16 protein-coding genes and 1 pseudogene are annotated in these 22,582 nt (G+C 77.1%); 14 read left to right on the plus strand and 3 right to left on the minus strand.

The window, feature by feature from the left end:
• The first annotated feature begins 179 nt into the window (after window positions 1–179).
• The 8 genes and pseudogenes from JD79_RS10670 to JD79_RS10705 form a co-directional block, all read left to right on the plus strand.
• Complete coding sequence (locus JD79_RS10670; RefSeq protein WP_245900002.1) at window positions 180–989, plus strand: DUF3152 domain-containing protein; 810 nt, start codon at window positions 180–182, stop codon at window positions 987–989.
• Entirely contained in the window at window positions 986–2,488 is a 1,503-nt protein-coding gene (locus JD79_RS10675) for a hypothetical protein (RefSeq protein WP_110005496.1), read from the plus strand. Before JD79_RS10670 ends, JD79_RS10675 begins: the two co-directional genes overlap by 4 nt.
• Before the next feature lie 90 nt (window positions 2,489–2,578).
• Complete coding sequence (moeZ, locus tag JD79_RS10680; RefSeq protein ID WP_110005497.1) at window positions 2,579–3,739, plus strand: adenylyltransferase/sulfurtransferase MoeZ; 1,161 nt, start codon at window positions 2,579–2,581, stop codon at window positions 3,737–3,739.
• 128 nt (window positions 3,740–3,867) lie between these two features.
• The gene (locus JD79_RS10685; protein ID WP_110005498.1) at window positions 3,868–4,458 is read left to right on the plus strand and encodes a TIGR03086 family metal-binding protein; all 591 of its coding nucleotides are present in this window, start codon (window positions 3,868–3,870) and stop codon (window positions 4,456–4,458) included.
• 86 nt (window positions 4,459–4,544) lie between these two features.
• The gene (locus JD79_RS23035) at window positions 4,545–5,450 is read left to right on the plus strand and encodes a hypothetical protein (protein ID WP_211307925.1); all 906 of its coding nucleotides are present in this window, start codon (window positions 4,545–4,547) and stop codon (window positions 5,448–5,450) included.
• Between the two features lie 50 nt (window positions 5,451–5,500).
• Window positions 5,501–5,788 (plus strand): MGMT family protein, encoded by a 288-nt coding sequence (locus JD79_RS10695; RefSeq protein WP_110005499.1) that lies wholly within the window; start codon window positions 5,501–5,503, stop codon window positions 5,786–5,788.
• Between the two features lie 250 nt (window positions 5,789–6,038).
• Entirely contained in the window at window positions 6,039–9,227 is a 3,189-nt protein-coding gene (locus tag JD79_RS10700; protein ID WP_110005500.1) for an ATP-dependent helicase, read from the plus strand.
• Between the two features lie 158 nt (window positions 9,228–9,385).
• A pseudogene (locus tag JD79_RS10705) lies at window positions 9,386–12,580 on the plus strand (ATP-dependent helicase); the annotation flags it as partial.
• Window positions 12,581–12,769: 189 nt separating this feature from the next.
• Here the strand turns inward: JD79_RS10705 and JD79_RS24515 are convergent.
• On the minus strand, window positions 12,770–13,291 hold the full coding sequence (locus tag JD79_RS24515) for a GNAT family N-acetyltransferase (protein ID WP_425454187.1): 522 nt from the start codon (window positions 13,289–13,291) through the stop codon (window positions 12,770–12,772).
• Window positions 13,288–14,124 carry an alpha/beta fold hydrolase gene (locus JD79_RS10715; protein WP_211307926.1) on the minus strand — a complete coding sequence of 279 codons (837 nt, stop codon included), beginning with the start codon at window positions 14,122–14,124 and terminating at the stop codon, window positions 13,288–13,290. The genes JD79_RS24515 and JD79_RS10715 overlap by 4 nt, the downstream gene beginning before the upstream one ends.
• A gap of 60 nt (window positions 14,125–14,184) precedes the next feature.
• Here JD79_RS10715 and JD79_RS10720 point away from each other — a divergent pair, with 60 nt between their 5' ends.
• The 6 genes from JD79_RS10720 to nudC all read left to right on the plus strand — a co-directional run bounded on the left by JD79_RS10720 (window position 14,185) and on the right by nudC (window position 22,002).
• Window positions 14,185–15,588 (plus strand): M20/M25/M40 family metallo-hydrolase, encoded by a 1,404-nt coding sequence (locus JD79_RS10720; RefSeq protein WP_110005501.1) that lies wholly within the window; start codon window positions 14,185–14,187, stop codon window positions 15,586–15,588.
• On the plus strand, window positions 15,585–17,210 hold the full coding sequence (locus JD79_RS10725) for a serine/threonine-protein kinase (RefSeq protein ID WP_211307927.1): 1,626 nt from the start codon (window positions 15,585–15,587) through the stop codon (window positions 17,208–17,210). Before JD79_RS10720 ends, JD79_RS10725 begins: the two co-directional genes overlap by 4 nt.
• A 55-nt stretch (window positions 17,211–17,265) precedes the next feature.
• Window positions 17,266–18,177: a DUF2510 domain-containing protein gene (locus JD79_RS10730; protein WP_110005502.1), complete on the plus strand. Its 912-nt coding sequence runs from the start codon at window positions 17,266–17,268 to the stop codon at window positions 18,175–18,177.
• Between the two features lie 176 nt (window positions 18,178–18,353).
• Window positions 18,354–19,667: a M16 family metallopeptidase gene (locus tag JD79_RS10735; RefSeq protein WP_110005503.1), complete on the plus strand. Its 1,314-nt coding sequence runs from the start codon at window positions 18,354–18,356 to the stop codon at window positions 19,665–19,667.
• Window positions 19,664–21,043 carry a M16 family metallopeptidase gene (locus JD79_RS10740; protein WP_110005504.1) on the plus strand — a complete coding sequence of 460 codons (1,380 nt, stop codon included), beginning with the start codon at window positions 19,664–19,666 and terminating at the stop codon, window positions 21,041–21,043. Before JD79_RS10735 ends, JD79_RS10740 begins: the two co-directional genes overlap by 4 nt.
• Window positions 21,040–22,002, plus strand: a complete 963-nt coding sequence (gene nudC, locus JD79_RS10745; protein WP_110005505.1) for an NAD(+) diphosphatase — start codon at window positions 21,040–21,042, stop codon at window positions 22,000–22,002. Before JD79_RS10740 ends, nudC begins: the two co-directional genes overlap by 4 nt.
• On the opposite strand, the gene JD79_RS10750 is transcribed toward nudC, so the two are convergent.
• Window positions 21,999–22,574 carry a nucleoside/nucleotide kinase family protein gene (locus JD79_RS10750; protein ID WP_245900004.1) on the minus strand — a complete coding sequence of 192 codons (576 nt, stop codon included), beginning with the start codon at window positions 22,572–22,574 and terminating at the stop codon, window positions 21,999–22,001. The genes nudC and JD79_RS10750 overlap by 4 nt on opposite strands.
• Between the last annotated feature and the right edge of the window lie 8 nt (window positions 22,575–22,582).

Below are 22,582 nucleotides of genomic sequence, written 5' to 3' on the forward strand. Positions count from 1 at the left end.
GGCCGCCCACCCAGGGCGCCGTCCGGCCGGGAGCCGGCGCGCGGCCTGCCCCCGCTCCCGCCGCTGCCCGCCCGCCCCCGGTGCGGCACCGCCCGCCCGGCCCGCTCGCCACCCGCCCGGAGCCGCCCCACCCGCACGGTCCCGCCGGTCCGCGACGGTCCCGCCGCCGACCGGGGCGGTTGCGCCGGTTCGCGGCCCGCTGGGGCTGGCGCGCCTTCGCGATCCCGCTGCTCACCGTGGCGACCGTGCTGGCTCTCGTCGACCTGCTCGGCCCGGCCGCCGGGTCCCCGGCGCGGGTCGGCGCGACCGCGGGCAGCGCGGCACCGGCTGCCGGCTCCCCGGAGGCGGCAGCCTCCTCGACGAGCACGGCGCCCTCGACGACGGCTCCCCCTCCGGCGCCGGCCGAGGGTGACGCCGGTCCTTCCGAGGTCCCGGGAGCGCCCGCGGCCGGCACGTACGTCGAGCGGGGCGCGGGCAGCGTGTCGGTCGTCCCGGGCTCCTCGGCGGTCTACGGCACCGGTCCGCTGCAGCGCTTCGTCGTCGAGGTCGAGGACGGCATCGGCGTCGACGGCGCGGCCTTCGCCGCCGCCGTCGAGGCCACGCTGGGCGACCCGCGCTCGTGGGGCAGCGGCGGCCGGATGTCCTTCCAGCGCGTCGACGCCACCGACCCGGGCGCCTACGAGTTCCGGGTGAGCCTGGTCAGCCCCGGGAGCATGGAGCGGTACTGCCCGGGCGTGGGCACCGGCGGCTACACCTCCTGCCGCTACGGCGAGCGCGCCGTCATCAACCTGGCCCGCTGGGAGACCGCCGTCCCCGACTACCAGGGCGACGTCGCCACCTACCGCCAGTACGTCGTCAACCACGAGGTCGGGCACGCGCTGGGCAACGGCCACCAGCCCTGCCCCGGCCCCGGGCAGGTCGCGCCGGTGATGCAGCAGCAGACCCTGGGCCTGGAGGGCTGCGTCAAGAACGCCTGGCCCCACCCGTGACCCCTCGCCTCCTCCGGACGCGGTTCTCCGAGATCGCCCGCCAGCGCCCGCGCGCACTGCTGTCACCGTTCGTCGACGTCGACCGCCCCGGTCCGGTCGAGGAGGAGCTCACGGGGCTCGGGACCGGTCCACGGATCCCCTTCTGCGCCGTCGTCCTGGACCTCGACGACCTCGACGCCGACGGCCGGGTGCAGTGCGGGCTGACGGTCCCGGGAGGTCCCGTCCTCGCGCGGCTCGACGGGGCCACGCGACAGCTGGACCTCTCCGTCGCCGGCGTCGTGCTGGCCGCGGCGCCGTTCCCCGAGGTCCCGGCGGGGCTGGCCTGCGTCGTCCAGGAGAACCGCGTGACGGTGCTCGTGAGCGGTGCCGACGGGGAGTGGACGCCTGTGCTCTCGGAGCGCGACGCCGTCATGGCGCGGCTCGACCTGCGCGCCCCGGCGGTGCTCCGCTCCGCGGAGTACTGCGCAGCCGCCCGGGGTGCCCGCGTCCGGCGGACGCGCGCCGGCGTGTCCGGGCCGGCGGGCGTCCGCGACCCCCAGGTGGTGCGCACGGCTGACGGGCGGCCGCTCGTCCGGGACGGTCGGCTGCACGTGACGATGACCAGCGCGGGTCTCGGCTTCTTCGAGCAGGCCTCCTGGGGGGTCTGGGCACTCGACCTGGCCGACCCGACGCGGTGGGAGCAGGTGGCGGCCCTCTACAGCCACCGCGACGGTCTCCTCCTCGGCGACCACGCCGGTCAGCTCGTCGTCGACGAGCTGACCGGCGTGACCACGGTCCTCGTGTCCTCGTGGGGCGACCACACCCCCTCCGCCGGAGTCCACGTGCGGCACGTGTCCACCCGCGAGGACCTGCTCACGGGAGTCCACGTCCTCGAGACCAGCCGCCTGACCGTGCCCACGGACCACAGCGCCTGGGACCCGTCCCTGGCGCGGATCGGCGGGCGGTGGCACCTGGCGTTCACCGAGTGCGTCTCGTTCGGGCCACCGCGCTACGTGTTCCACCCAGCGCTGGCGGTCACCGACTCCGACGACCCGACCGAGGGTCTGACGCTGGTGCGGGCCGACGACGGTCGTGAGCAGACGGAGGGGACCCTGCTGGTCCCGGACGGGGGGCGGTGGCTGGTCCTCGCCAGCGATCGCGACGTCGCCCAGTACCCGGTCTACGACACCCGCCTGCGTCGGGTAGGTGCGCTGCAGGCTCCCTACGGCAGCAACATCCCGCACCCGATGGTCGTCCCCGGTGGGACGGACGGGACCACCCCGTGGCTCGTGACCTTCGACGGCACCCCCTGGCGGGAGGACCTCCTCGGGTACGGCACGCACGGCGACCTGGTCGTGATGGCCGGACGCCCGGAGACACTCCGGGAGACCTGGGAGCGCACCGTGGCCCGGGGCACGACCACGGTGCGCCGTGGCCTGGGAGTCGTGCGTCGCCGGTTGGGGGATGCGCGCCGGCGCACCCGGCCACCTGCCGCCGACCGTGGGCCGGACGGGGGCTGAGGCGGGAACACAGCCGCGTGCCACCCTGTTCAGACCGTCGAACACAGGTCCCGCCGGTCGGGGCCGCTGGTCGAGATCCGAGGAGCAAGCGTGTCCCTGCCACCCCTGGTGGAGCCCGCCGCCGACCTGTCCATCGACGAGGTCCGCCGCTACAGCCGCCACCTGATCATCCCGGACGTCGGGATGGACGGGCAGAAGCGGCTGAAGAACGCCAAGGTGCTCGCCGTCGGGGCCGGTGGCCTCGGCTCGCCGGTGCTCATGTACCTGGCCGCCGCGGGCGTCGGCACGATCGGCATCGTCGAGTTCGACACCGTCGACGAGTCCAACCTGCAGCGGCAGATCATCCACGGGCGGTCCGACGTCGGCCGCTCGAAGGCCGAGAGCGCCCGCGACTCGATCAAGGAGATCAACCCGTACGTCGACGTCCGGCTGCACGAGACGCGCCTGGACAGCGACAACGTGATGGGGATCTTCGAGCAGTACGACCTCATCGTCGACGGCACCGACAACTTCGCCACGCGCTACCTGGTCAACGACGCGTGCGTGCTGCTCGGCAAGCCCTACGTGTGGGGCTCGATCTACCGCTTCGACGGCCAGGTGTCGGTCTTCTGGGCCGAGCACGGGCCGAACTACCGCGACCTCTACCCGGTGCCCCCGCCGCCCGGGATGGTCCCCTCCTGCGCCGAGGGCGGCGTGCTGGGCGTGCTGTGCGCGACCATCGGCGCCATCCAGGCGACCGAGGCGGTCAAGCTCATCACCGGCATCGGCGAGACGCTGCTGGGCCGGCTCATGGTGTACGACGCCCTGGAGATGACCTTCCGCACGATCAAGGTGCGCAAGGACCCCGAGGCCGAGCCGATCACCGGGCTCATCGACTACGAGGCCTTCTGCGGCGTCGTCTCGGTCGAGGCCCAGGAGGCGGCCGCCGGCTCGACGATCACCGTCGACGAGCTCAAGGACATGATGGACGCGGGCAAGGACTTCGAGCTCATCGACGTCCGCGAGCCCAACGAGTACGAGATCGTCTCCATCCCCGGCGCCACGCTCATCCCCAAGGACGAGCTGCTCTCGGGCCGCGCGCTGGCGCAGCTGCCGCAGGACAAGCCGATCGTGCTGCACTGCAAGACCGGCGTCCGCTCGGCCGAGGTGCTCGCCGCGGTCAAGAACGCCGGCTTCCGGGACGCCGTGCACGTGCAGGGCGGCGTGACGGCGTGGGCCACGCGCATCGACAAGACCCTGCCCACGTACTAGGAGGACCTCGTCCCTCCCCACGGCGTGCTCCGCGCCGCGGGCCCGGGGACGAGGCCGTTCCACTCCCTCACCAGGGCCCGGCACCCGTCGCGGGTGCCGGGCCCTCGGTGTCCGTGTTGACTGGCCGCGTGCCCGAGCCGACGCCGTCCCCGACCGAGCTGCTCGAGCTGTTCCAGCGCGCGCAGGCCGCCTTCACCGACCGCGTCGACGCCGTCGAGCCCGGGCAGTGGGACCTCGAGGCGCTGCCCGGCTGGACGGTGGCCGACCTCGTCGCCCACCTCGTCGGCGAGGCCCACTGGGTGCCCGGCCTGCTGGCGGGGGAGTCCCTGGACGACGTCGCGGCGCGGGTCCCGGCCGGCACCGACGTCCTCCTCGGCGAGGACCCGCTCACCGCGTGGGAGACCGTGGCCGACGAGGCGCTGGCCGCCGTCGCCGCGGCCGACCTGCGCTCGGGCACGGTGCACCTGTCCCGCGGCCCGACGCCGGCGTGGGAGTACGTCGACGAGCTGACCGCCGACCTCACGGTGCACTCGTGGGACCTGGCCCGCGCGACCGGCGGCGACGAGGAGCTGGACCCGGCCCTGGTGCGCGCCGCCGAGGGGCTGGCCGGCCGGCTGCCCGGCGACGGCGTCCCCGGCCTGTTCGCGCCGCCGGTCGAGCTGCCCGACGGCGCCTCGCCGCAGCAGCGCCTGCTCGCCCGGCTGGGCCGCCGGGCCTAGCCCCGTGGGGGGGCCCGCGCCGTGGCGGACCCCGCCGGGGGCCTGGCGGTTCGTATCCTGCGACCTCACGTCAGCAGGAGGTCTCCATGAGCCAGCCGCCCCCCGGGCAGTACCCCGGCGGTCCCGGCCAGCCGCCCTACGGCCAGCCGGCCTACGGCCAGCAGCCGGGGCAGTACGGCCAGCCGGGTCAGCCGGGTCAGCCGGGTCAGCCGGGCCAGTACGGCCAGCCGGGCCAGTACGGCCAGCCGGGGCAGCCCGGCCAGTACGGGCAGCCGGGGCCGTACGGCCAGCCGCCGTTCGGACAGCCGGGCGGGCCCGGGCAGCAGCCACCGCGCAAGCGGGGCCCGGTCGTGGCCCTCGTCGCGGGCCTCGTCGCGCTGGTCGTCGCCGCCGCCGTCGTCCTGTTCTTCGTCCTCCGCGACGACGACCCCGCCCCGGCGGCCACGTCGTCGAGCTCGTCGAGCAGTTCCTCGAGCAGCAGCTCGACGTCCCGCCCGTCGTCGAGCCCCCCGTCGTCGACCAGCGCGTCGCCGTCCACGGGCGCGCCGGGCCCCGGCGGGGACCTGCTGGCGATCGTCCCGGCGGACTTCGCGAACTGCACCGAGGCCGAGCTCGCCGGTGACGGCGACATCGCCCACGCGTCCTGCGGCGCGAGCACCACGCAGCCCGGCCCGCAGCAGAGTGAGTTCTTCCAGTACCCCGACCAGGCGACGATGGACTCGGTGTTCACCAACGACGCCTCGGCGCAGGGGCTGTCGGAGGTCCCCGAGGGCCAGGACTGCACCACCACGACCGGCATCGGCTCCTGGAGCGGCGAGACCAGCACCGGCCTGGTCGCGTGCGCCATCGACACCGAGAACGGCGCGGTGGTCATCACCTGGACCGACGACGCGGCGCTCGTCGAGGGCATCGTCGCCGCACCCGGGACCACCCAGGCCGACCTCGCCGGGCTGTACGCCTGGTGGACGGCGCACAGCGACTACCGGCTGTGAGCGCGCGGGCGCCCGGGGAGCCGCGGCCTCCGGGCGCCCGCCCGCCCGCGGTGGACCCCGCGGACGTCGACGAGGCGGTCTACGACGTCGTCGAGTCCATCCCGGCGGGACGGGTGAGCACCTACGGGACCATCGGCCGGCTGGTGGGGGTGGGGCCGCGGCGGGTCGCCCGGGCGCTGTCCGGCGGCGGGGGAGCGGTGCCCTGGTACCGGGTGGTCCGCGCCGACGGGACCTGCGCCGAGCCGGTGCGCGTGCGGCAACTGGAGCTGCTGGCCGGCGAGGGCGTGCCCGTGCGCGACGGCCGGGTGGACCTGGCCGCCGTCGCCTGGCCCGGCTGACCGGGGCGGTGACCCGCCTCGCGGGTGCGGTCCCGGTCACCCCGGCGCGGACGCGCCGGTCGGCGAGGAGCTGCGGCGGCCGGTGCCGGGTACCCCGGCCGGCGACGCCGGGCGGGCCCGCCACCTGCGCGTCCGGACCCGCTGCAGCGGTCCGGGCGCTCGCGTGCACCGGGGCGGCCGCCGCGCCGGGGCTCGCGCCGCTCCCCTGGGGGTGCCCGCCGTTGTCGGCGGATCGTGGTGTCATCGGAGGGTGGCACTCCGGGGGGACGAGTCGGCGCCGGTCTACCGGCTCGTGCAGCCGCACGCCGAGCCGGTCCGGCCGCCGCTGCTGGACCCCACGCAGCAGGCCGTCGTCGACCACGCGGGCGGCCCGCTGCTCGTCCTCGCCGGCCCCGGCACGGGCAAGACGACGACGATCGTCGAGGCGGTCGCCGCCCGCATCGACCGCGGCGTCGACCCCGAGCAGGTCCTCGTCCTGACCTTCAGCCGCAAGGCCGCCGCCGAGCTGCGCACCCGCATCACCGCGCGGGTGGCCCGCACCATCCGCGAGCCGCTGGCGCGCACCTTCCACTCCTACGCCTACGGCGTGCTGCGGCGGGCGGCGCTGCTGCGCGGGGAGGCGCCGCCGCGGCTGCTGACGGCGGCCGAGCAGGACGCGGTCGTCGCCGAGCTGCTGCGCGGCGACCTCGCCGGCGAGAGCGGCGTCCGCTGGCCGGCCGCGCTGCTGCCGGCGCTGTCCACCGCCGGGTTCCGCGGCGAGCTGCGCGAGCTGCTGCTGCGGGCCACCGAGCGCGGCGTCGACCCCGACCTGCTCACCGCCTGGGCCCGGGAGACCGGCAACGAGGCGTGGCTGCACGCCGCCGCCTTCCAGGAGCAGTACGAGGCGGTGACCGCGTTCTCCACCGCCGGCGGCGGCGACGCCTCCGGGTACGACCCCGCCGAGCTGGTGCGGGCCGCGATGGCCGAACTCGAGGACGACCCGGAGCTGCTGCGCCAGGAACGCGCCCGGGCCCGCTGGCTGTTCGTCGACGAGTACCAGGACACCGACCCCGCGCAGGTCGAGCTGCTGGAGCTGCTCGCCGGCGGCGGCGGGGACCTGGTCGTCGTCGGCGACCCCGACCAGGCGATCTACGCCTTCCGCGGCGCCGAGCCGCGCGGCATCGTCGAGTTCCCCGACCGCTTCCGCACCGCCGACGGGCGGCCGGCCCAGCGGCTCTCGCTGGGTGTCAGCCGGCGGTCGGGCCCGGCGCTGCTCGAGGTCAGCCGCCGGGTGGCCGAGGCGCTGCCCGGCCCCTGGGAGCACCGCCGGCTGCAGCCGGCGGAGGGCACCGACGAGGGCCGCGCCGAGGTGCACGTGTTCGGCTCGGCCGCCGTGGAGGCCGCCTACGTCGCCGACACGCTGCGCCGCGCGCACCTGGTCGACGGCGTCCCGTGGTCGGAGATGGCCGTCGTCGTCCGCACCGTGCTCGCCATCGGCCCGCTGCGCCGGGCGCTGACCTCGGCGGGCGTGCCGGTCGAGGTGTCCGCCGACGACCTCCCGCTCGCCGCGCAGCCGGCCGTCGCGCCACTGCTGGCGTCGCTGAGCGCCCTGCTGCCGCAGGCCGGCGCGGAGCCGGGCACCCTCGCCCTGGACGAGGCGGGCGCGGAGGCGCTGCTGGCCTCCCCGCTCGGCGGCGCCACGGTGCTCGACCTGCGCCGGCTGCGCCGGGCGGTGCGCATCGCCCAGGCCCAGCGCGGCGTCGACGCCGACGAGCGGGGCACGCCGCTGGCCGCCGCCCTCGCCGACGAGGCGCTGCTGGAGGAGCTCCCGCCCGCGGTGGCCGGCCCCGCCCGCCGGGTCGCCGCGGTGCTGGCCGCCGGCCGGGTCGCGCTGGCCCGCGACGGCACGGCCGAGGACGTCCTGTGGGCGATGTGGCAGCGCAGCGGGCTGGCCGGCCGGTGGGCCCGCGCCAGCGCCACCGGAGGAGCCGCGGGCGCCGCTGCCGACCGCGACCTCGACGCCGTCGTCGCGCTGTTCGACGCCGCCGCCGGGTTCGTCGACCGGCTGCCCTCGGCCACCGTGGCCGCCTTCGTCGAGCACCTGTCGGCGCAGGAGCTGCCCGGGCTCACCGGGATGGAGCGCGACGGCGCCACCGACGCCGTCCGGCTGCTCACCGCGCACGCGTCCAAGGGCCTGGAGTGGGACGTCGTCTGCGTGGCCGGCGTCCAGGACGGCATCTGGCCCGACCTGCGCGACCGCGGCACGCTGCTGGGCACCGAGCTGCTCGTGGAGCGGGTCGCCGGCATCGACGGCACCTCGGTCGACCGGCGCACCCAGATGCTGGCCGAGGAGCGGCGGCTGTTCTACGTCGCCTGCACCCGCGCCCGGCGCCGGCTCGTGGTCACCGCCGTCGAGGGCGCGCTGGACGGCCCCGACGCCGGGGCGACCGCGTCGCGCTTCCTCGACCTCGTCGTCCCCCCGCCGGACGAGGGGCGCGCCCTGACGCCGCTGCCGCGCTCGCTGCGGCTGCCGGCGCTGGTGGCCGACCTGCGCCGCGCGGTCAGCGACCCGCAGACCGAGCCTGCCCGCCGCTCCGCGGCCGCCGCGGTGCTGCACCGGCTGGCCGCCGAGGGCGTCCCCGGCGCCTCGCCCGAGGACTGGTGGGGCCTGGCGCCGCTGTCCGACGACGCCCCGCTGGTGCCCGGCGACGGTCCGGTGCGGGTGCGCCCCTCGGCCATCGAGACCTTCCAGCGCTGCCCGCTGAAGTGGGTGCTCGGCGCGGTGGGCGCCGAGGCCTCGCCCGACACCACCCGCACGGTCGGCTCCGCGGTGCACGCGGTCGCCCAGCGGGTGGCCGAGGGACTGGCGCCGGCGGAGGCACCGGCCGCGCTGGCCGAGGAGCTCGACGCCCTCGACCTCGGTCCCGGCTGGGCCGACCAGCGGCAGCGGATCGCCGCGCGCGACATGCTCGACCGGTTCCTGGGCTGGCACGCCGCCAACGGCCGCGAGCTGCTCGCCGCCGAGGCCGACTTCGACGTCACGGTGGGCCGGGCGCGCATCCGCGGCCAGGTCGACCGGCTCGAGCGCGACGGCGCCGGCCGGCTGGTCGTCGTCGACCTCAAGACCGGCCGCACGCACGCGAAGGACGTCGACACCCACGGTCAGCTCGCCGCCTACCAGGTCGCCGTGGCCGCCGGCGCGTTCGGCGACCACGGCAGCGCGCCGGGCGGGGCCGCGCTGCTGCAGGTGGGCACCGGGGCGAAGGCCAGGGAGCAGGCGCAGGACGCGCTGCCGCCGGAGGTGCCGGTCGGCGAGACGTGGGCCGGTCAGCTGGTCGCCGAGGTGGGGGAGGGCATGGGCGCGGCCACCTTCGAGGTGCGCACCGGCAGCCACTGCGCGCGGTGCCCGGCGCGGCGCAGCTGCCCGCTGCACGAGCGCGGCCGGCAGGTCACCGCGTGAGTCGACGGACGCCCGCGCCGGTCGAGGACCAGCTCTCCTTCGACGACGACCTGTTCGGCGGCGCGCCCGAGCCCGTGCGCGAGCGGCGGCTGCTCGACCCCGCCGAGGTCGCCGCCCGCTGCGGGCTGTCCTACGCGCCCTCGCCCGAGCAGGCCGGCGTGGTGTCCGCGCCGGCCGACCGGCCGCTGGTCGTCGTCGCCGGGGCCGGGTCGGGCAAGACCGAGACCATGGCCGCCCGCGTGTGCTGGCTGGTGGCCAACGAGCTGGTCGCCCCGGAGGAGATCCTCGGGCTGACCTTCACCCGCAAGGCCGCCAGCGAGCTCAACGAGCGGATCCGGCTGCGGCTGAACGCGCTGGCCCGCCACCCGGAGACCGACGAGCGGCTGCGCGAGCGCCTGGCCGTCGCGTTGCCCACGGTGTCGACCTACCACGGCTACGCGGCGTCACTGGTGGCCGAGCACGGGCTGCGCATCGGCGTCGAGCCCGGCGCCGGCGTGCTGGGCCCGGCCATGTGCTGGGGGCAGGCGGCCGCCGTCGTCACCGGCTGGACCGGCGACATGGACGACGTCCCGCTGACGCCGCTGACCACCACCGAGGACGTGCTGGCGCTGGCCGCCGAGCTCGGCGAGCACGACGTCAGCCCGGCGGCGCTGCGGGCGTGGACCGCCCGCCTCGAGGCGCAGGTCGCCGGCTACCCCGACGCGAAGGGCAAGCGCGGCCCGTACAAGCCGGTGCTCGACCTGCTGGCCCGGCAGCGGGCGCGGGTGGCGCTGCTGCCGCTGGTGGAGGCGTTCGAGGCGCGCAAGCGGGCCGCGGGGGCCATCGACCACTCCGACCAGGTCGCGCACGCCGCCCGGATCGCCGTCTCCGCGCCCGAGGTGGGCCGCCGGGAGCGGGCGCGCTGGCGGATCGTGCTGCTCGACGAGTACCAGGACACCAGCGTCGGCCAGCTGCGGATGCTCGAGGCGCTGTTCGGCCGGGCCGGCGGGCACCCGGTCCTCGCCGTCGGCGACCCGCGCCAGTCGATCTACGGCTGGCGCGGTGCCTCGTCCGGCACGATCGAGCGGTTCGACCGCACCTTCCCGGGCGCCCGCGGCAGGGAGGCGCAGCGGCTGACGCTGGCCACGAGCTGGCGCAACGACGCCGCGGTGCTCGACGTCGCCAACGCCGTCGCCGGCCTGCTGCCCGCGCCGGCCGTCCGGCTGCCCGACCTCACCGCGCGGCCGGGCGCCGGCCGGGGGACCGTCCTCGCCGGCCTGTACCCGACGGTCGCCGAGGAGACCGAGGCGCTCGCCGACCGGCTGGCCGCCTGCTGGCGCGGCGAGGACCCGCTGCTGCCGCCCCGGCCCGACGGCCGCCCGCCGACGACGGCGGTGCTGGTGCGCACGCGCAAGCAGCTGCCCGGTATCGCGGCCGCGCTGCGTGCCCGCGGGCTGCCGGTCACCGTCGTCGGGCTCGGCGGGCTGCTCGAGGTGCCGGAGGTCTCCGACGTCGTCGCCACCCTCACCGTGCTGGTCGACCCCTCCGCCGGCGACGCGCTGGGGCGGCTGCTCACCGGCGCCCGGTGGCGGATCGGCCCCCGCGACCTCGCCGCGCTGGAGGCCCGCGCCCGGGCCCTGGTGCACTCGCGCAGGCCGGCCCGTGACGGCGACGAGGACGACGCGCCCCGCCCCTCCGAGCGCGGCAGCATCGTGGAGGCGCTCGACGACCTCGGCGACCCCGGCGCCTACTCGGCGGTGGCCCACCGGCGGCTGCGGCGCCTGGCCGGTGAGCTGTCGCAGCTGCGCGCGCGGCTGGGGGAGTCCCTGCCCGACCTGGTCGACGAGGTCGCCCGCACCCTGGGCCTGGAGACGGAGCTGGCCAGCGCGCCGGGCGTGAGCCCCGGCGCGGCCCGCGCGCACCTGGACGCGCTGCACTCCGTGGCCGCCGAGTTCACCGAGCTGGCCGAGCTGCCCTCCCTGCCGGCGTTCCTCGGCTACCTGCGCGACGCCGAGGAGCGCGAGCGGGGGCTGGAGCCCGGCGAGGTGGCGGTCGACCCGGAGTCGGTGCAGCTGCTCACCGTGCACTCGGCCAAGGGCCTGGAGTGGGACGTCGTCGCCGTCCCCGGCATGACCGCCGACCAGTTCCCCTCGCGCACCGACACCAGCGACTCGTGGATCAAGGACCCCGGCGCCGTCCCGGTCGACCTGCGCCTCACCGACCGCGAGGAGCTGCCGCGGCTGCGCCTGCCGGTGCCCGGCTCGGGGGACCAGGCGGTCGTGCGCGCCGCGCTCGAGGACTACGTGCAGGAGTGGAAGGACTTCGGCGAGGCCGAGGAGATCCGCCTGGGCTACGTCGCGGTCACCCGCGCCAGGTCCCTGCTGCTGTGCTCGGGCAGCTGGTGGCGGGAGGGCGTGAAGCCCAACGGCCCCTCAGTGCTGCTCGACACCGTCCGCCGGGCGTGCACCGCCGGGGCCGGCGTCGTCGTGGCGTGGGCCGAGCGGCCCGAGGAGGGGGCCCCCAACCCCGCGCTGGAGGACTGGCCGGTGGGCGTGTGGCCGGCCGACCCGCTGTCGGCGCCGCGCCGACGCGCGCTCACCGCCGCCGCCGAGCTGGTCGCCGGTTCCGCTCCGCACCCGCTCGACGCCGCCACCGTGCTCGGCTCCGGCGACCCGGTGGTCGAGGACTGGATCCGCGACGCCGACCTGCTGCTGCGCGAGCGCCGGCGCACCGCCCGCCCGACCGTCGAGGTGCCGCTGCCCAGCCACCTGTCGGTGTCGGAGCTGGTCGCCCTGCGCCGTGACCCGGCCGAGCTGGCCCGCCGGCTGCGCCGGCCGATGCCGGCCGCGCCCGCGCCGCTGGCCCGCCGGGGCACCGCGTTCCACGCCTGGCTGGAGGAGCGCTTCGGCGCCTCGCGGCTCCTCGACCTCGACGAGCTGCCCGGCTCGGGCGACGAGTCCGCACCTCCCGACGGCGCGCTGTCGGCCCTGCAGGAGGCCTTCCTCGCCAGCCCTTGGGCCGACCGCCAGCCGGTCGAGGTCGAGGTGCCGTTCGAGACGCCGCTGGGACCGCTCACCCTGCGGGGCCGCATCGACGCCGTCTTCGCCGACGACGCCGGCGGGTTCGAGGTCGTCGACTGGAAGACCGGCCCGCCGCCCTCGGGCGGGGAGCTCGCCGCGGCCGCCGTGCAGCTGGCCGCCTACCGGCTCGGCTGGTCGCGGCTGGCCGGCGTGCCGGTCGAGCGGGTCAGCGCGGGCTTCCACCACGTCTCGGCCGGCGTCACCGTGCGCCCCGTCGACCTGCTCGACGAGGCCGGCCTGCTGGCGCTGGTCAGCGGCGAGGCCACCGCCGCCACCGCCGCCGACGCCACCGCCACCGCCGCCCCGACGACCTGCCGCTGCCGCCGGAGCCCGACGACGAGCTGCCGCCGCCGCCCGAGGACGACCCTGGACCCGGGTGACGCGGCCGCGCACCGGAGCGCGCGGCCTCGTCACGGGGTGCCCGACCACACCCTGCAGCGCGAGGCCCGGCACCACGCGGCGAGGGCCCGGGCCGCTCGGCGCTCAACCGGAGGCGGGACCGTCCGCGCCGCGCTCGGCCAGGACGGCGCCGAGCTGCAGCACGGGTGCACCGGACGGCGCGCGCAGGGCTCGCTCCTCGGTCAGGCCCAGCTTCCGCGCGACCGCCAGCGACGCCGCGTTCTCCGCGTGCACCACGGCGACCACCCGGGGCACCCCGAGCGCCCGCGCCCGGTCGAGCGCCGTGCGCCCCGCCTCCGTGGCGGTGCCCCGGCCCCAGAACCGCCGGCCCAGCCGCCAGCCCACCTCGGGCACCCCGGTCGGCCCCCACGGCTGCGTCCAGGGCTGGACGCCGGTGAACCCGGCGACCTCGTCGCCGACGAGGACCGAGAACAGGCACAGGCCGGTGCTCCCGGCCAGCTCCTGCTGCCGCTCGACGAACGCCGCGTACCAGGCCCGGTCCCGGACCTCGCCCGTGCCGACGTAGCGCATGACCTCCGCGTCGTCGAAGAGGGCGGCCCAGACGTCGGCGTCCTCGGTGGTGGGGACGCGGAGCCGCACGGTCACGACGACGCGACGCGGTCCAGGATCGCCGTGGCGAGCTGGTCGGGCGCCTGCTCGGGCACCCAGTGGCTGATGCCGGCCAGCTCCACGAAGCGGTAGTCGCCGGTCACGTGCGCCGCGCACCCCTCGGCGGCGATCCGGCCGATGGCCATGTCGGCGTCGCTCCACACGTAGGTGGTGGGCACCGCCACGTCGTCCACCGGCGTCGCCGAGCTCATCGCCCGGTACCAGTTCAGCGCGGCGGTCAGCGCGCCCGGCGCCGACAGCACGGCCACGTACTCGTCGACCGCCTCCGGGTCGACCGCGTCGCCGTACATGCGGCGCAGCCGGCGGGCGTCGTCGGCGAGCAGCACCTCCTCGGCCTTCCCCGCCTGCCAGAACAGCCGGATGTAGGCGGAGCGCTCCTTCTGCTCGGGGTCGCCGCGGAAGGCCGCGGTGAACGCCGCGGGGTGCGGCACCGAGACGGCGGTCAGGGAGCGCACCCGGTCGGGGTGCCAGGCGGCCAGCGCCCACGCGACGTTGGCGCCCCAGTCGTGCCCGACGACGTCGGCGACCGGCACCCCCATCTGCGTCATGAGGTCCGCGGTGACCTGCGCGAGGTTGGTCAGCGCGTAGGCCTCCACCTCCTGCGGCCGGGCACCGGGGGAGTAGCCGAGCTGGTCGACGGCGTAGGTGCGCAGCCCCGCCTCGGTCAGCCGCGGCGTCACCGCCGCCCACGACGCCGAGGTCTCCGGGAAGCCGTGCAGCAGCAGCACCGGCCGCCCGTCCCCGGGGCCGTCGGCGCGCACGTCGAAGGTCAGGTCACCGACGTCGATCCGCAGCAGTTCTCCGGCCATGCCGCCGAACCTAGTGGCCGGGGCGGACCCGGCACCTGCGCGCCGCTACCGTCGGCGCTCGTGACCAGCCCGGAACGCGCCTTCGTGCAGGCCCACCTCGACGACCTCCACGCCGACCTCGACGCCTGGCTGCGCATCCCGTCGATCTCGGCCGACCCCGCGCACGCCGGCGACGTCGCCGCGAGCGCCGAGTGGCTGGCCGGCGCCCTGCGGCGCACCGGGTTCCCCGTCGTCGAGATCTGGCCGACCCCGGGCGCACCCGCCGTCTACGCCGAGTGGCCCAGCGCGGACGACGGTGCGCCGGTCGCGCTGGTCTACGGCCACCACGACGTGCAGCCGGTCGACCCGCCGGAGCTGTGGGAGCACCCGCCGTTCGAGCCGACCCGCGTCGAGACGCCGGACGGGCCGGAGCTGCACGCCCGCGGTGCCATCGACGACAAGGGCAACGTCGCCTTCCACCTGCTCGGCATCCGCGCGCACCTGGCCGCCACCGGCCGGGACACCCCGGCCGTCACGGTGAAGCTGCTCGTCGAGGGCGAGGAGGAGTCCGGCTCGCCGCACTTCGCCGACCTGCTGCGCGAGCGCGCCGACCGGCTGGCCTGCGACGTCGTCGTCGTCAGCGACACCGGCATGGCCGCACCCGACGTGCCCAGCGCCGTTGTCGCCATGCGCGGGCTGGCCGACGCCGAGATCACGCTGCGCGGCCCCGCCGTCGACCTGCACTCGGGCTCCTTCGGCGGCGGCGTGCCCAACCCGCTGCACGCGATGGCGGAGCTGCTCGCCGCCCTGCACGACGAGCAGGGCCGGGTCACCCTGCCCGGCTTCTACGAGAAGGTGCGGCCGCTCACCGACCGCGAGCGTGAGCTCATGGCCCGCGTGCCCCTCGACGAGGCCGCCTGGCTGGCCGGCCCGGCCGCCTCCCGCGCGGCGACGGGGGAGGCGGGCTACAGCACGCTGGAGCGCATCGGCGCCCGGCCGACCGCCGAGGTCAACGGCATGTGGGGCGGCTACACCGGCCCCGGCCACAAGACGATCGTCCCGGCCGAGGCGCACGCCAAGCTCACCTTCCGGCTGGTGGCCGACCAGCGCCCGGAGGACGTCGGCCCGCTGCTGCGCCGGTGGGTCGACGAGCACCTGCCCGAGGGCGTCGTGGCCGAGGTGCACACCCCGCCCGGCGGCGTCGCCCCGTGCGCCAGCGACCTCGACTCCCCGCACGTGGACGCCCTGCTGCGGGCCATCGGGCAGGCCTTCGACACCGCACCCGACGACGTCCTGTTCACCCGCGAGGGCGGCAGCGGCCCCGAGGCCGACCTGGTCGAGGTCCTCGGCGCGCCGCTGGTGTTCCTCGGCGCGGGCCTGCCCACCGACCGCATCCACTCGCCGAACGAGCGGGTGCTGCTGCCGATGCTGTACCGCGGCGCCGAGGCGGCGGCCCACCTGTGGCGGGAGCTGGCGGCCCGGTGACCGTCCCGGAGCCCGGCGGGCGCTTCGGCCCCTACCGCGTCCTCGGCGTGCTCGGCACCGGCGGCATGGGGTCGGTGCTGCGGGCGCACGACGACGAGCACGAGCGCGACGTCGCGCTCAAGGTCCTGCACCAGCAGTGGGCCGCCGACGAGGGCTACCGCGAGCGGTTCCGCCGCGAGGCCCGCATCGCCGCCCGGCTCAACGAGCCCCACGTCGTCCCCATCCACCGCTTCGGCGAGATCGACGGGCAGTTGTTCCTCGACATGCGGCTGGTCGAGGGCGAGGACCTGGCCTCGCTGCTGCGCCGCGCCGGGCGGCTGGCCCCGGCACGCGCCGTCGACGTCGTCGGCCAGGTGGCCCGGGCGCTCGACGCCGCGCACGCCGGCGGCCTGGTGCACCGCGACGTCAAGCCCTCCAACGTGCTGCTGGTCGCCCGCGGGGACGGCGGCGACCTCGCCGGCTCCGCGCCCGGCGAGGACTTCTGCTACCTCGCCGACTTCGGCATCGCCCGCACCTCCGAGGACGCCACCGGGCCGGCGCTCACCGGTACCGGCATGGCGGTCGGCAGCACCGAGTACATGGCGCCCGAGCGCTTCGGCTCGACCCCGCTCGACGCCCGCGTCGACGTCTACTCCCTCGCCTGCGTGCTGTTCGAGGCGCTCACCGGCCGGCGGCTGTTCCCGGGTGCCGACCCGGTGGCGCTCATGGCCGCGCACATGCACTCCCCGCCGCCCCCGCCGTCGTCCCTGGCGCCCGGCGTCCCGCCGGCGCTCGACGCCGTGGTGCTGCGCGGGCTGGCGAAGGACCGCGAGCAGCGCTGGGCCACGGCCGGGGCCATGGCCGCCGCCGCGCGCGCCGCGCTCGCCGAGAGCGGCGTCCCGGTGCCCGGCACCGACGCCGGGACGACGGTGGGCCCGTCGGCCGCGGCCGGGAACGGCCGGGCGGCCACCCGGCAGCAGCAGGCCCCGCCGCGACCGCTCGCGCCGCCCACCACCGTCGGGCCGCGACCGCCGGCCGCGGCAGGCGCGCCGCGCACCGCCCGTCTGCCGTGGGTGCTCGCGGCGCTCGGCGCGCTCCTGTCCCTCGTCCTCGCCGTCGCCCTGGTGGTGGTCGCCGTCCGGTCCGGCGACGCCGGCGACGCCGCAGCCGGCGCCGGGCAGCGGCTCGTGGCCGCCACCCTCCCGGCCGGCGTGGAGTCCGGCGACTGCACCGAGCAGGAGCCCGCCGACGGCGTGCTGCGGGAGGTCACCTGCCCGGCCGACCCCGAGGGCGTGCCCACCGGCAGCACCTACCGGGCCCTGGAGGACGACGGCGCCGCGCAGGCACTGGCCGCCGACATCGAGCGGGAGGGCCTGCAGCCGCTCGAGGACCGCTACGACTGCGGATCGAGCAGCGGCGGCCCGGCCGGCTGGTTCCCGATCGCGGACGGCGACCTCGACGACGACGGCACCGAGGTCGGCCGCGCGGCCTGCTGGGTCGACGGCGACGGCGACGCGGTGCTCGCCTGGGCCTGGGACGACCTGGGCACCTACGGGGTCGCGGAGGTGCGCGGCGGCGGCGACGCGCAGCTGTCGATCCTGCGTGGCTGGTGGGACAGCAGCGCCGACCGCGGCTACAGCTGACCGCCCGCGCCGCGGGATCCCGGATCCGGCGGTTCCCCGTCCTAACCTGACCCCCGTGACCGGACCTGGGCTGACGGCCGCGCCCGCGGGGTGGTACCCCGACCCCGACGGTGCCGCCGGGATGGTGCGCTGGTGGAACGGGGAGAGCTGGTCGGACGTCACGACGCCGGCCGGCCCGGGTGTCGCCGTCCAGGCGTCCCCGGTGGTCGCCCCGCCCCGCCCGCCGGCGCCGTCGACGTGGGGGAGCGACGCCTGGCCGCCCGGCCGGGCCCCGGAGCGCCGCCCGCCCGGCCGCACGGCCTGGTGGATCGGCGGCGCGGTGCTGGCCGTGGTGGCCGTCGTCGTCCTCGCGCTGGTCGTCGGGCTGTCCGGCGGCAGCCCGACCGGCCCGGGAGCGGTCACCGACCCGCCCGTGGCGAGCTCCCCGCCGGCCGGCAGCACCTTCCCGCCGGGCACCGTGCGGATCGTCGACGAGGAGGCGGGCATCTCCTACCCGTTCCTCGGCAACGGCTGGTACGAGTACGACCGCGGCCTGATGCCCGAGACCCGCACCATCGCCGGGCAGTACTTCATCACCCAGGAGCAGACGCCCGACGGCGGGAACTTCATCGCCCAGTGCACGTCGGGACCGGTCGCCGACGGCTACGGCTGGACCGGCCCGGGCAGCGAGCAGGCCACGGTGACCGCGCTGGCCGACAGCGTGCGCGCGGCCTACTACCCGTACCCGAACGAGCGGGAGGTGCTGCGCGACGAGGCCCTGACCGTCGACGGCCACGCCGCGCACCTGGTCGAGTTCCAGCTCACCTGGGACGTCGACGGCTACGACTCCACCGGTGAGCGCGCGGCGCTGCTCGTCGTCGACGTCGGCCGGCCCGACCCCGCGCTGCTCTACGTCTCCATCCCGAACACGCACGCCGAGCTGTACGGGACCATCGACCGCGTCATCGCCGACATCGACGTGCTCTGACACCGTCGGCCCACCGGCCGACACCGCGGCCAGCCTCGTCGCCGAGATCGGCGATCTCGTCGCTTCACGTGCCTCAGAGCGACCAGATCGCCGATCTCGGCGCCACGACCTGAGCCGGAGCTCCTCCGTGGGCGACCGGACGGCGGGGCGTCGTCCCGCGTGGTTAGGGTCGGTGCGTGACAGCAGCGACTGGGGCCGACCTGACACTGCGGCACCCGGTGGAGCGCTTCTCGCTCGACAACGGGCTGCGGGTCGTCCTCGCGCCCGACCGCAGCGTGCCGGTCGTGGCCGTGACCGTCTTCTACGACGTGGGCATGCGCAACGAGCCGGAGGGCCGCACCGGGTTCGCCCACCTCTTCGAGCACGTGATGTTCCAGGGCTCGGCGCACGTGCCGAAGATGGAGCACGCCCGCCTGGTGCAGGCCGCCGGCGGCACGTTCAACGGCTCCACGCACCAGGACTTCACGAACTACTACGAGGCGCTGCCGTCCGAGGCGCTCGAGCGCGCGCTGTTCCTCGAGGCCGACCGGATGGCCGCCCCGGCCATCACCGAGGAGAACCTCCGCAACCAGATCGACGTGGTGAAGGAGGAGATCCGGGTCAACGTGCTCAACCGGCCCTACGGCGCCTTCCCCTGGCTGCAGCTGCCGCAGATCGCGTTCGAGAGCTTCGCCAACACCCACGACGGCTACGGCTCCTTCGTCGACCTGGAGAGCTCCACGGTCGAGGACGCCACGGACTTCTTCTCCCGCTACTACGCGCCGGGCAACGCGGTGCTGTGCATCGGCGGGGACCTCGACGTCGGTGAGACCGAGCGCCTGGTCCGCCACTGGTTCGGCCGGGTCGAGGCCCGCGAGGTCCCGCCGACGCCGAACACCGGCGAGCCCTCGCCCACGACCGTCCGCCGCGACGTCGTCGAGGACCGACTGGCCCCCGCACCCGCCGTCGCCCTGGGCTGGCGGGTGCCCGACCCGGTCGGCGACCTCGACACCTACCTCGGCACCGTGCTGCTGGCCGAGCTGCTCAGCGAGGGCGACGCCTCCCGGCTGGAGCGCCGGCTGGTGCACGACGACCGCCTCGCCGTGGCGCAGAGCAGCTACGTCGGGCTGTTCGGCGACCCCTTCGACGTCCGCGACGCCACGCTGCTCACCACCCAGGTCCACCACCCGGCCGCCGTCGGTGTCGACGACGTGCTCGGCGCCGTGCACGACGAGATCGGCCGGGTGGCCACCGAGGGCGTGAGCGTCGAGGAGCTGGCCCGCGTGCAGGCGCGCACCAGCGCCCAGCTGCTGCGCCAGGCCGACTCCGTGCTGGGCCGCACCCTCGCCTTCGCCGGTGCCGAGCTGGTCCACGGCCGCGCCGAGCTGGCCGGCGAGCTCGCCGCCCGGCTGGCCGCCGTGACCCCCGACGCGGTGCAGGCCGCCGCCAAGGGACTCGATCCCGGCACCGCGGCGGTGCTGGAGCTGCGCGCCACCGGAGGAGCGAGGTGAGCGCCCCCGTGCTCGACCTCGACCTCGTCCCACCGCTGGGTGAGCCGCGGCCGCAGCCGGTCCCGGAGGTGGTGACCACGACGCTGCCCAGCGGGCTGGGCGTCGTCGTGGTCCCGCGTCCCGGCGTCCCGCTGGTGGAGCTCCGGCTGCGCGTCCCGTTCGCCGCGACCTCCCCGCGCGGCGCCCTGCAGCACGTCGCCCGGGCCTCGGTGCTCTCCGGCGCCGTGCTCCTCGGCACCGCGCAGCGCGACGCGATGGGCATCGCCGAGGCGCTGCAGGGCCACGGCGCCGAGCTGTCGGTGGCCGCCGACCCCGACCGGCTGCTGCTGTCCACCACGCTGCTGGCCGAGGGGCTGACGCCGGTCCTCGGCGTCCTGGCCGAGGTGCTCACCTCCGCCGCCTACGCGGGTGACCAGGTCGAGGCCGAGCGCGACCGGGTGGCCGAGCGGATCGCCATCGCCCGCTCGCAGCCCGGCGTCATCGCCCGCAACGCGCTCGCCGCCCGCCGCTACGGCACCCACCCCTACGCCGCCCAGCTGCCCGCACCCGACCTGGTCGGCAAGGTCACCGCCGCCGCGCTGCGCAAGCTGCACCGCGAGCGGCTGCTGCCCGCCGGCAGCACGCTGGTCCTCGTCGGCGACCTCGACGCCGCCGCGGCCACCGACGCCGTCGCCGCCGCGCTCGGCGACTGGACGGGAGAGGGCACCGCCGCCGGCGCCCCGCCCGCGCCGACGCTCGCCCCGGGTCACCTGGAGGTCGTCGACCGGCCGGGCGCGGTGCAGTCCAACATCCGCCTCGGCGGGCCCGCACCGGCCCGCACCGACCCCGACCTGCCCGCCGTCCGGCTGGCCAGCATGGTCTTCGGCGGCTACTTCTCCTCGCGGCTGGTCGAGAACATCCGCGAGCGGCGCGGCTACTCCTACAGCCCGCGCAGCGCCGTCGACCACCTGGCCGCCGCCTCGTCGTTCCTCGTCGAGGCCGACGTCGCCACCGAGGTCACCGGCGCGGCGTTCCTCGAGACCTGGGCCGAGCTCGGCCGGATGGCCCTCGCGCCGGTCACCGAGGCCGAGCTCGACGCCGCCCGCCGCTACGTCCTCGGCAGCATGGCGCTGTCGACGTCCACGCACGCCGGGCTGGCCAGCACGCTGTCGGCGCTCGCCGGGTCGGGGTTGTCCGCGGACTGGCTGGCCGAGCACCAGCGGGCGCTCACCACGGTCACGGTCGACCAGGTGCAGGAGGCCTCGCGCCGCTACCTCGCACCGGCCGCCCTGACCGCCGTCGTCGTGGGTGACGCCGAGGAGGTGACCGACGCGCTGCGGGCCCTCGGCCCGGTCGACGTCACCGCCAGCGCCGCCGCCGCGCCGGACCCCGCGTGAGCGTCCCGCCGGGCGGCAGCACCCCGGCCGACAACCCACCGGAGGCGGTGCGCGGCTTCTGGCCGGCCGGTACCCCCGGCACCACCGGCACCGTGCCGGTGCTGTCCCGCTCGGCCCACGACCGCGACCACCTCGGCCGGTCGCTGGAGGACCCCACCCGCGGACGCCCGGTGCGGGTGCTCACCGTCGACGAGCGCCGCACCGTCCCCGTGCACGAGGGCGAGGCCGGTCCGGTGCTGGTGTGGGACGAGCAGCCGACCCTGCCGCTCGGCGCGGTGTACCTCGGCGAGGCCGACGGGGTGCCCTACGCCGCGGTCCGCGGGGAGCGGGCGCTGACGGTGAACGGCCGGCCGGTGGACCTGTGGACCGGGCTGCGCGAGATCGGCAGCGAGCTGGGCGACCTGGACGCCGGCCTGCTCGCCGAGGCCGTCGGCATCCTCGAGTGGCACGAGCGCGCCCGGTTCAGCCCGCTGTCCGGCGCCGCGACGACGATCGAGCGGGCCGGCTGGGTGCAGCGCGACCCGGTCACCGGGGCCGAGCTGTTCCCCCGCACCGACCCCGCGGTGATCATGCTGGTCCACGACGGCGGCGACCGGTGCGTGCTGGGCCGGCAGGCGGTGTGGCCGCCCGGGCGGTTCTCCATCCTCGCCGGGTTCGTCGAGCCGGGGGAGTCCGCCGAGGGCGCGGTGGCCCGCGAGGTCGCCGAGGAGGTCGGGCTGCAGGTCACCGACGTCCGCTACGTGAGCAGCCAGCCGTGGCCGTTCCCGCAGTCGCTGATGCTCGGCTTCACCGCCCGCCTCGACGGCGACGACACCCTGCGGCTGGACCCGACCGAGATCGAGGAGGCCCGCTGGTGGACCCGCGAGGAGCTCCGCTCGGGCCGCGGTCCCGAGGCGCTGCCGCCGCCGGTGTCGATCGCCCGGCACATCATCGACCGCTGGGTGGCCGGCGAGGTCTAGGCCCAGCGGCCCCGGAGGACGAGTGCCGGGTGCTCGGACCGGTCGGCCAGCACGACGGCGTCGGCGAGCGACACGGGGTCGACCTCGTCGTCGTAGCGGTCGAAGACGGGCAGCTCCCACGCCTGGTCGGCGGGGAAGCGGCGCCGCCGGGCGGCCGGCGCCACGCGCAGGTGCACGACGACGTCGAAGGCCAGCCCGACGCCCTGCAGCAGCGGGCCGGGGACCAGCAGCACCCCGCGCGGCGGCATCGGGCGGTAGGCGGCCCGGGCGGCCCGGTCGCGGGCGACGTCCCACAGGACCGGCAGGTACTCCGCCGGCCCGCCGGGACCCACCCGGTCGAGCACCTCGCGGGCCAGCCCGCCGGCGTCGAGCCAGTCGGTGTACCGGGCGTCGGGATCGGTGCGGCCGTGCTCGAGCCGCACCGACGCCGGGCGGAGGAACCCGTCGGCCGGCACGACGACGGCCGGCCGGCCCAGCGCGGGCAGCCGCTCGGCGATCGCGGTGGCGAGGTCGCCGGGTGCGGCGACGTCGGGACCGTCGACGGCGACCCGCACGGCGGCCGCTCCGGGCACGGGCTCGA

The organism is Geodermatophilus normandii (assembly GCF_003182485.1).
In the GTDB taxonomy this organism is placed as follows: Bacteria; Actinomycetota; Actinomycetes; order Mycobacteriales; family Geodermatophilaceae; genus Geodermatophilus; species Geodermatophilus normandii.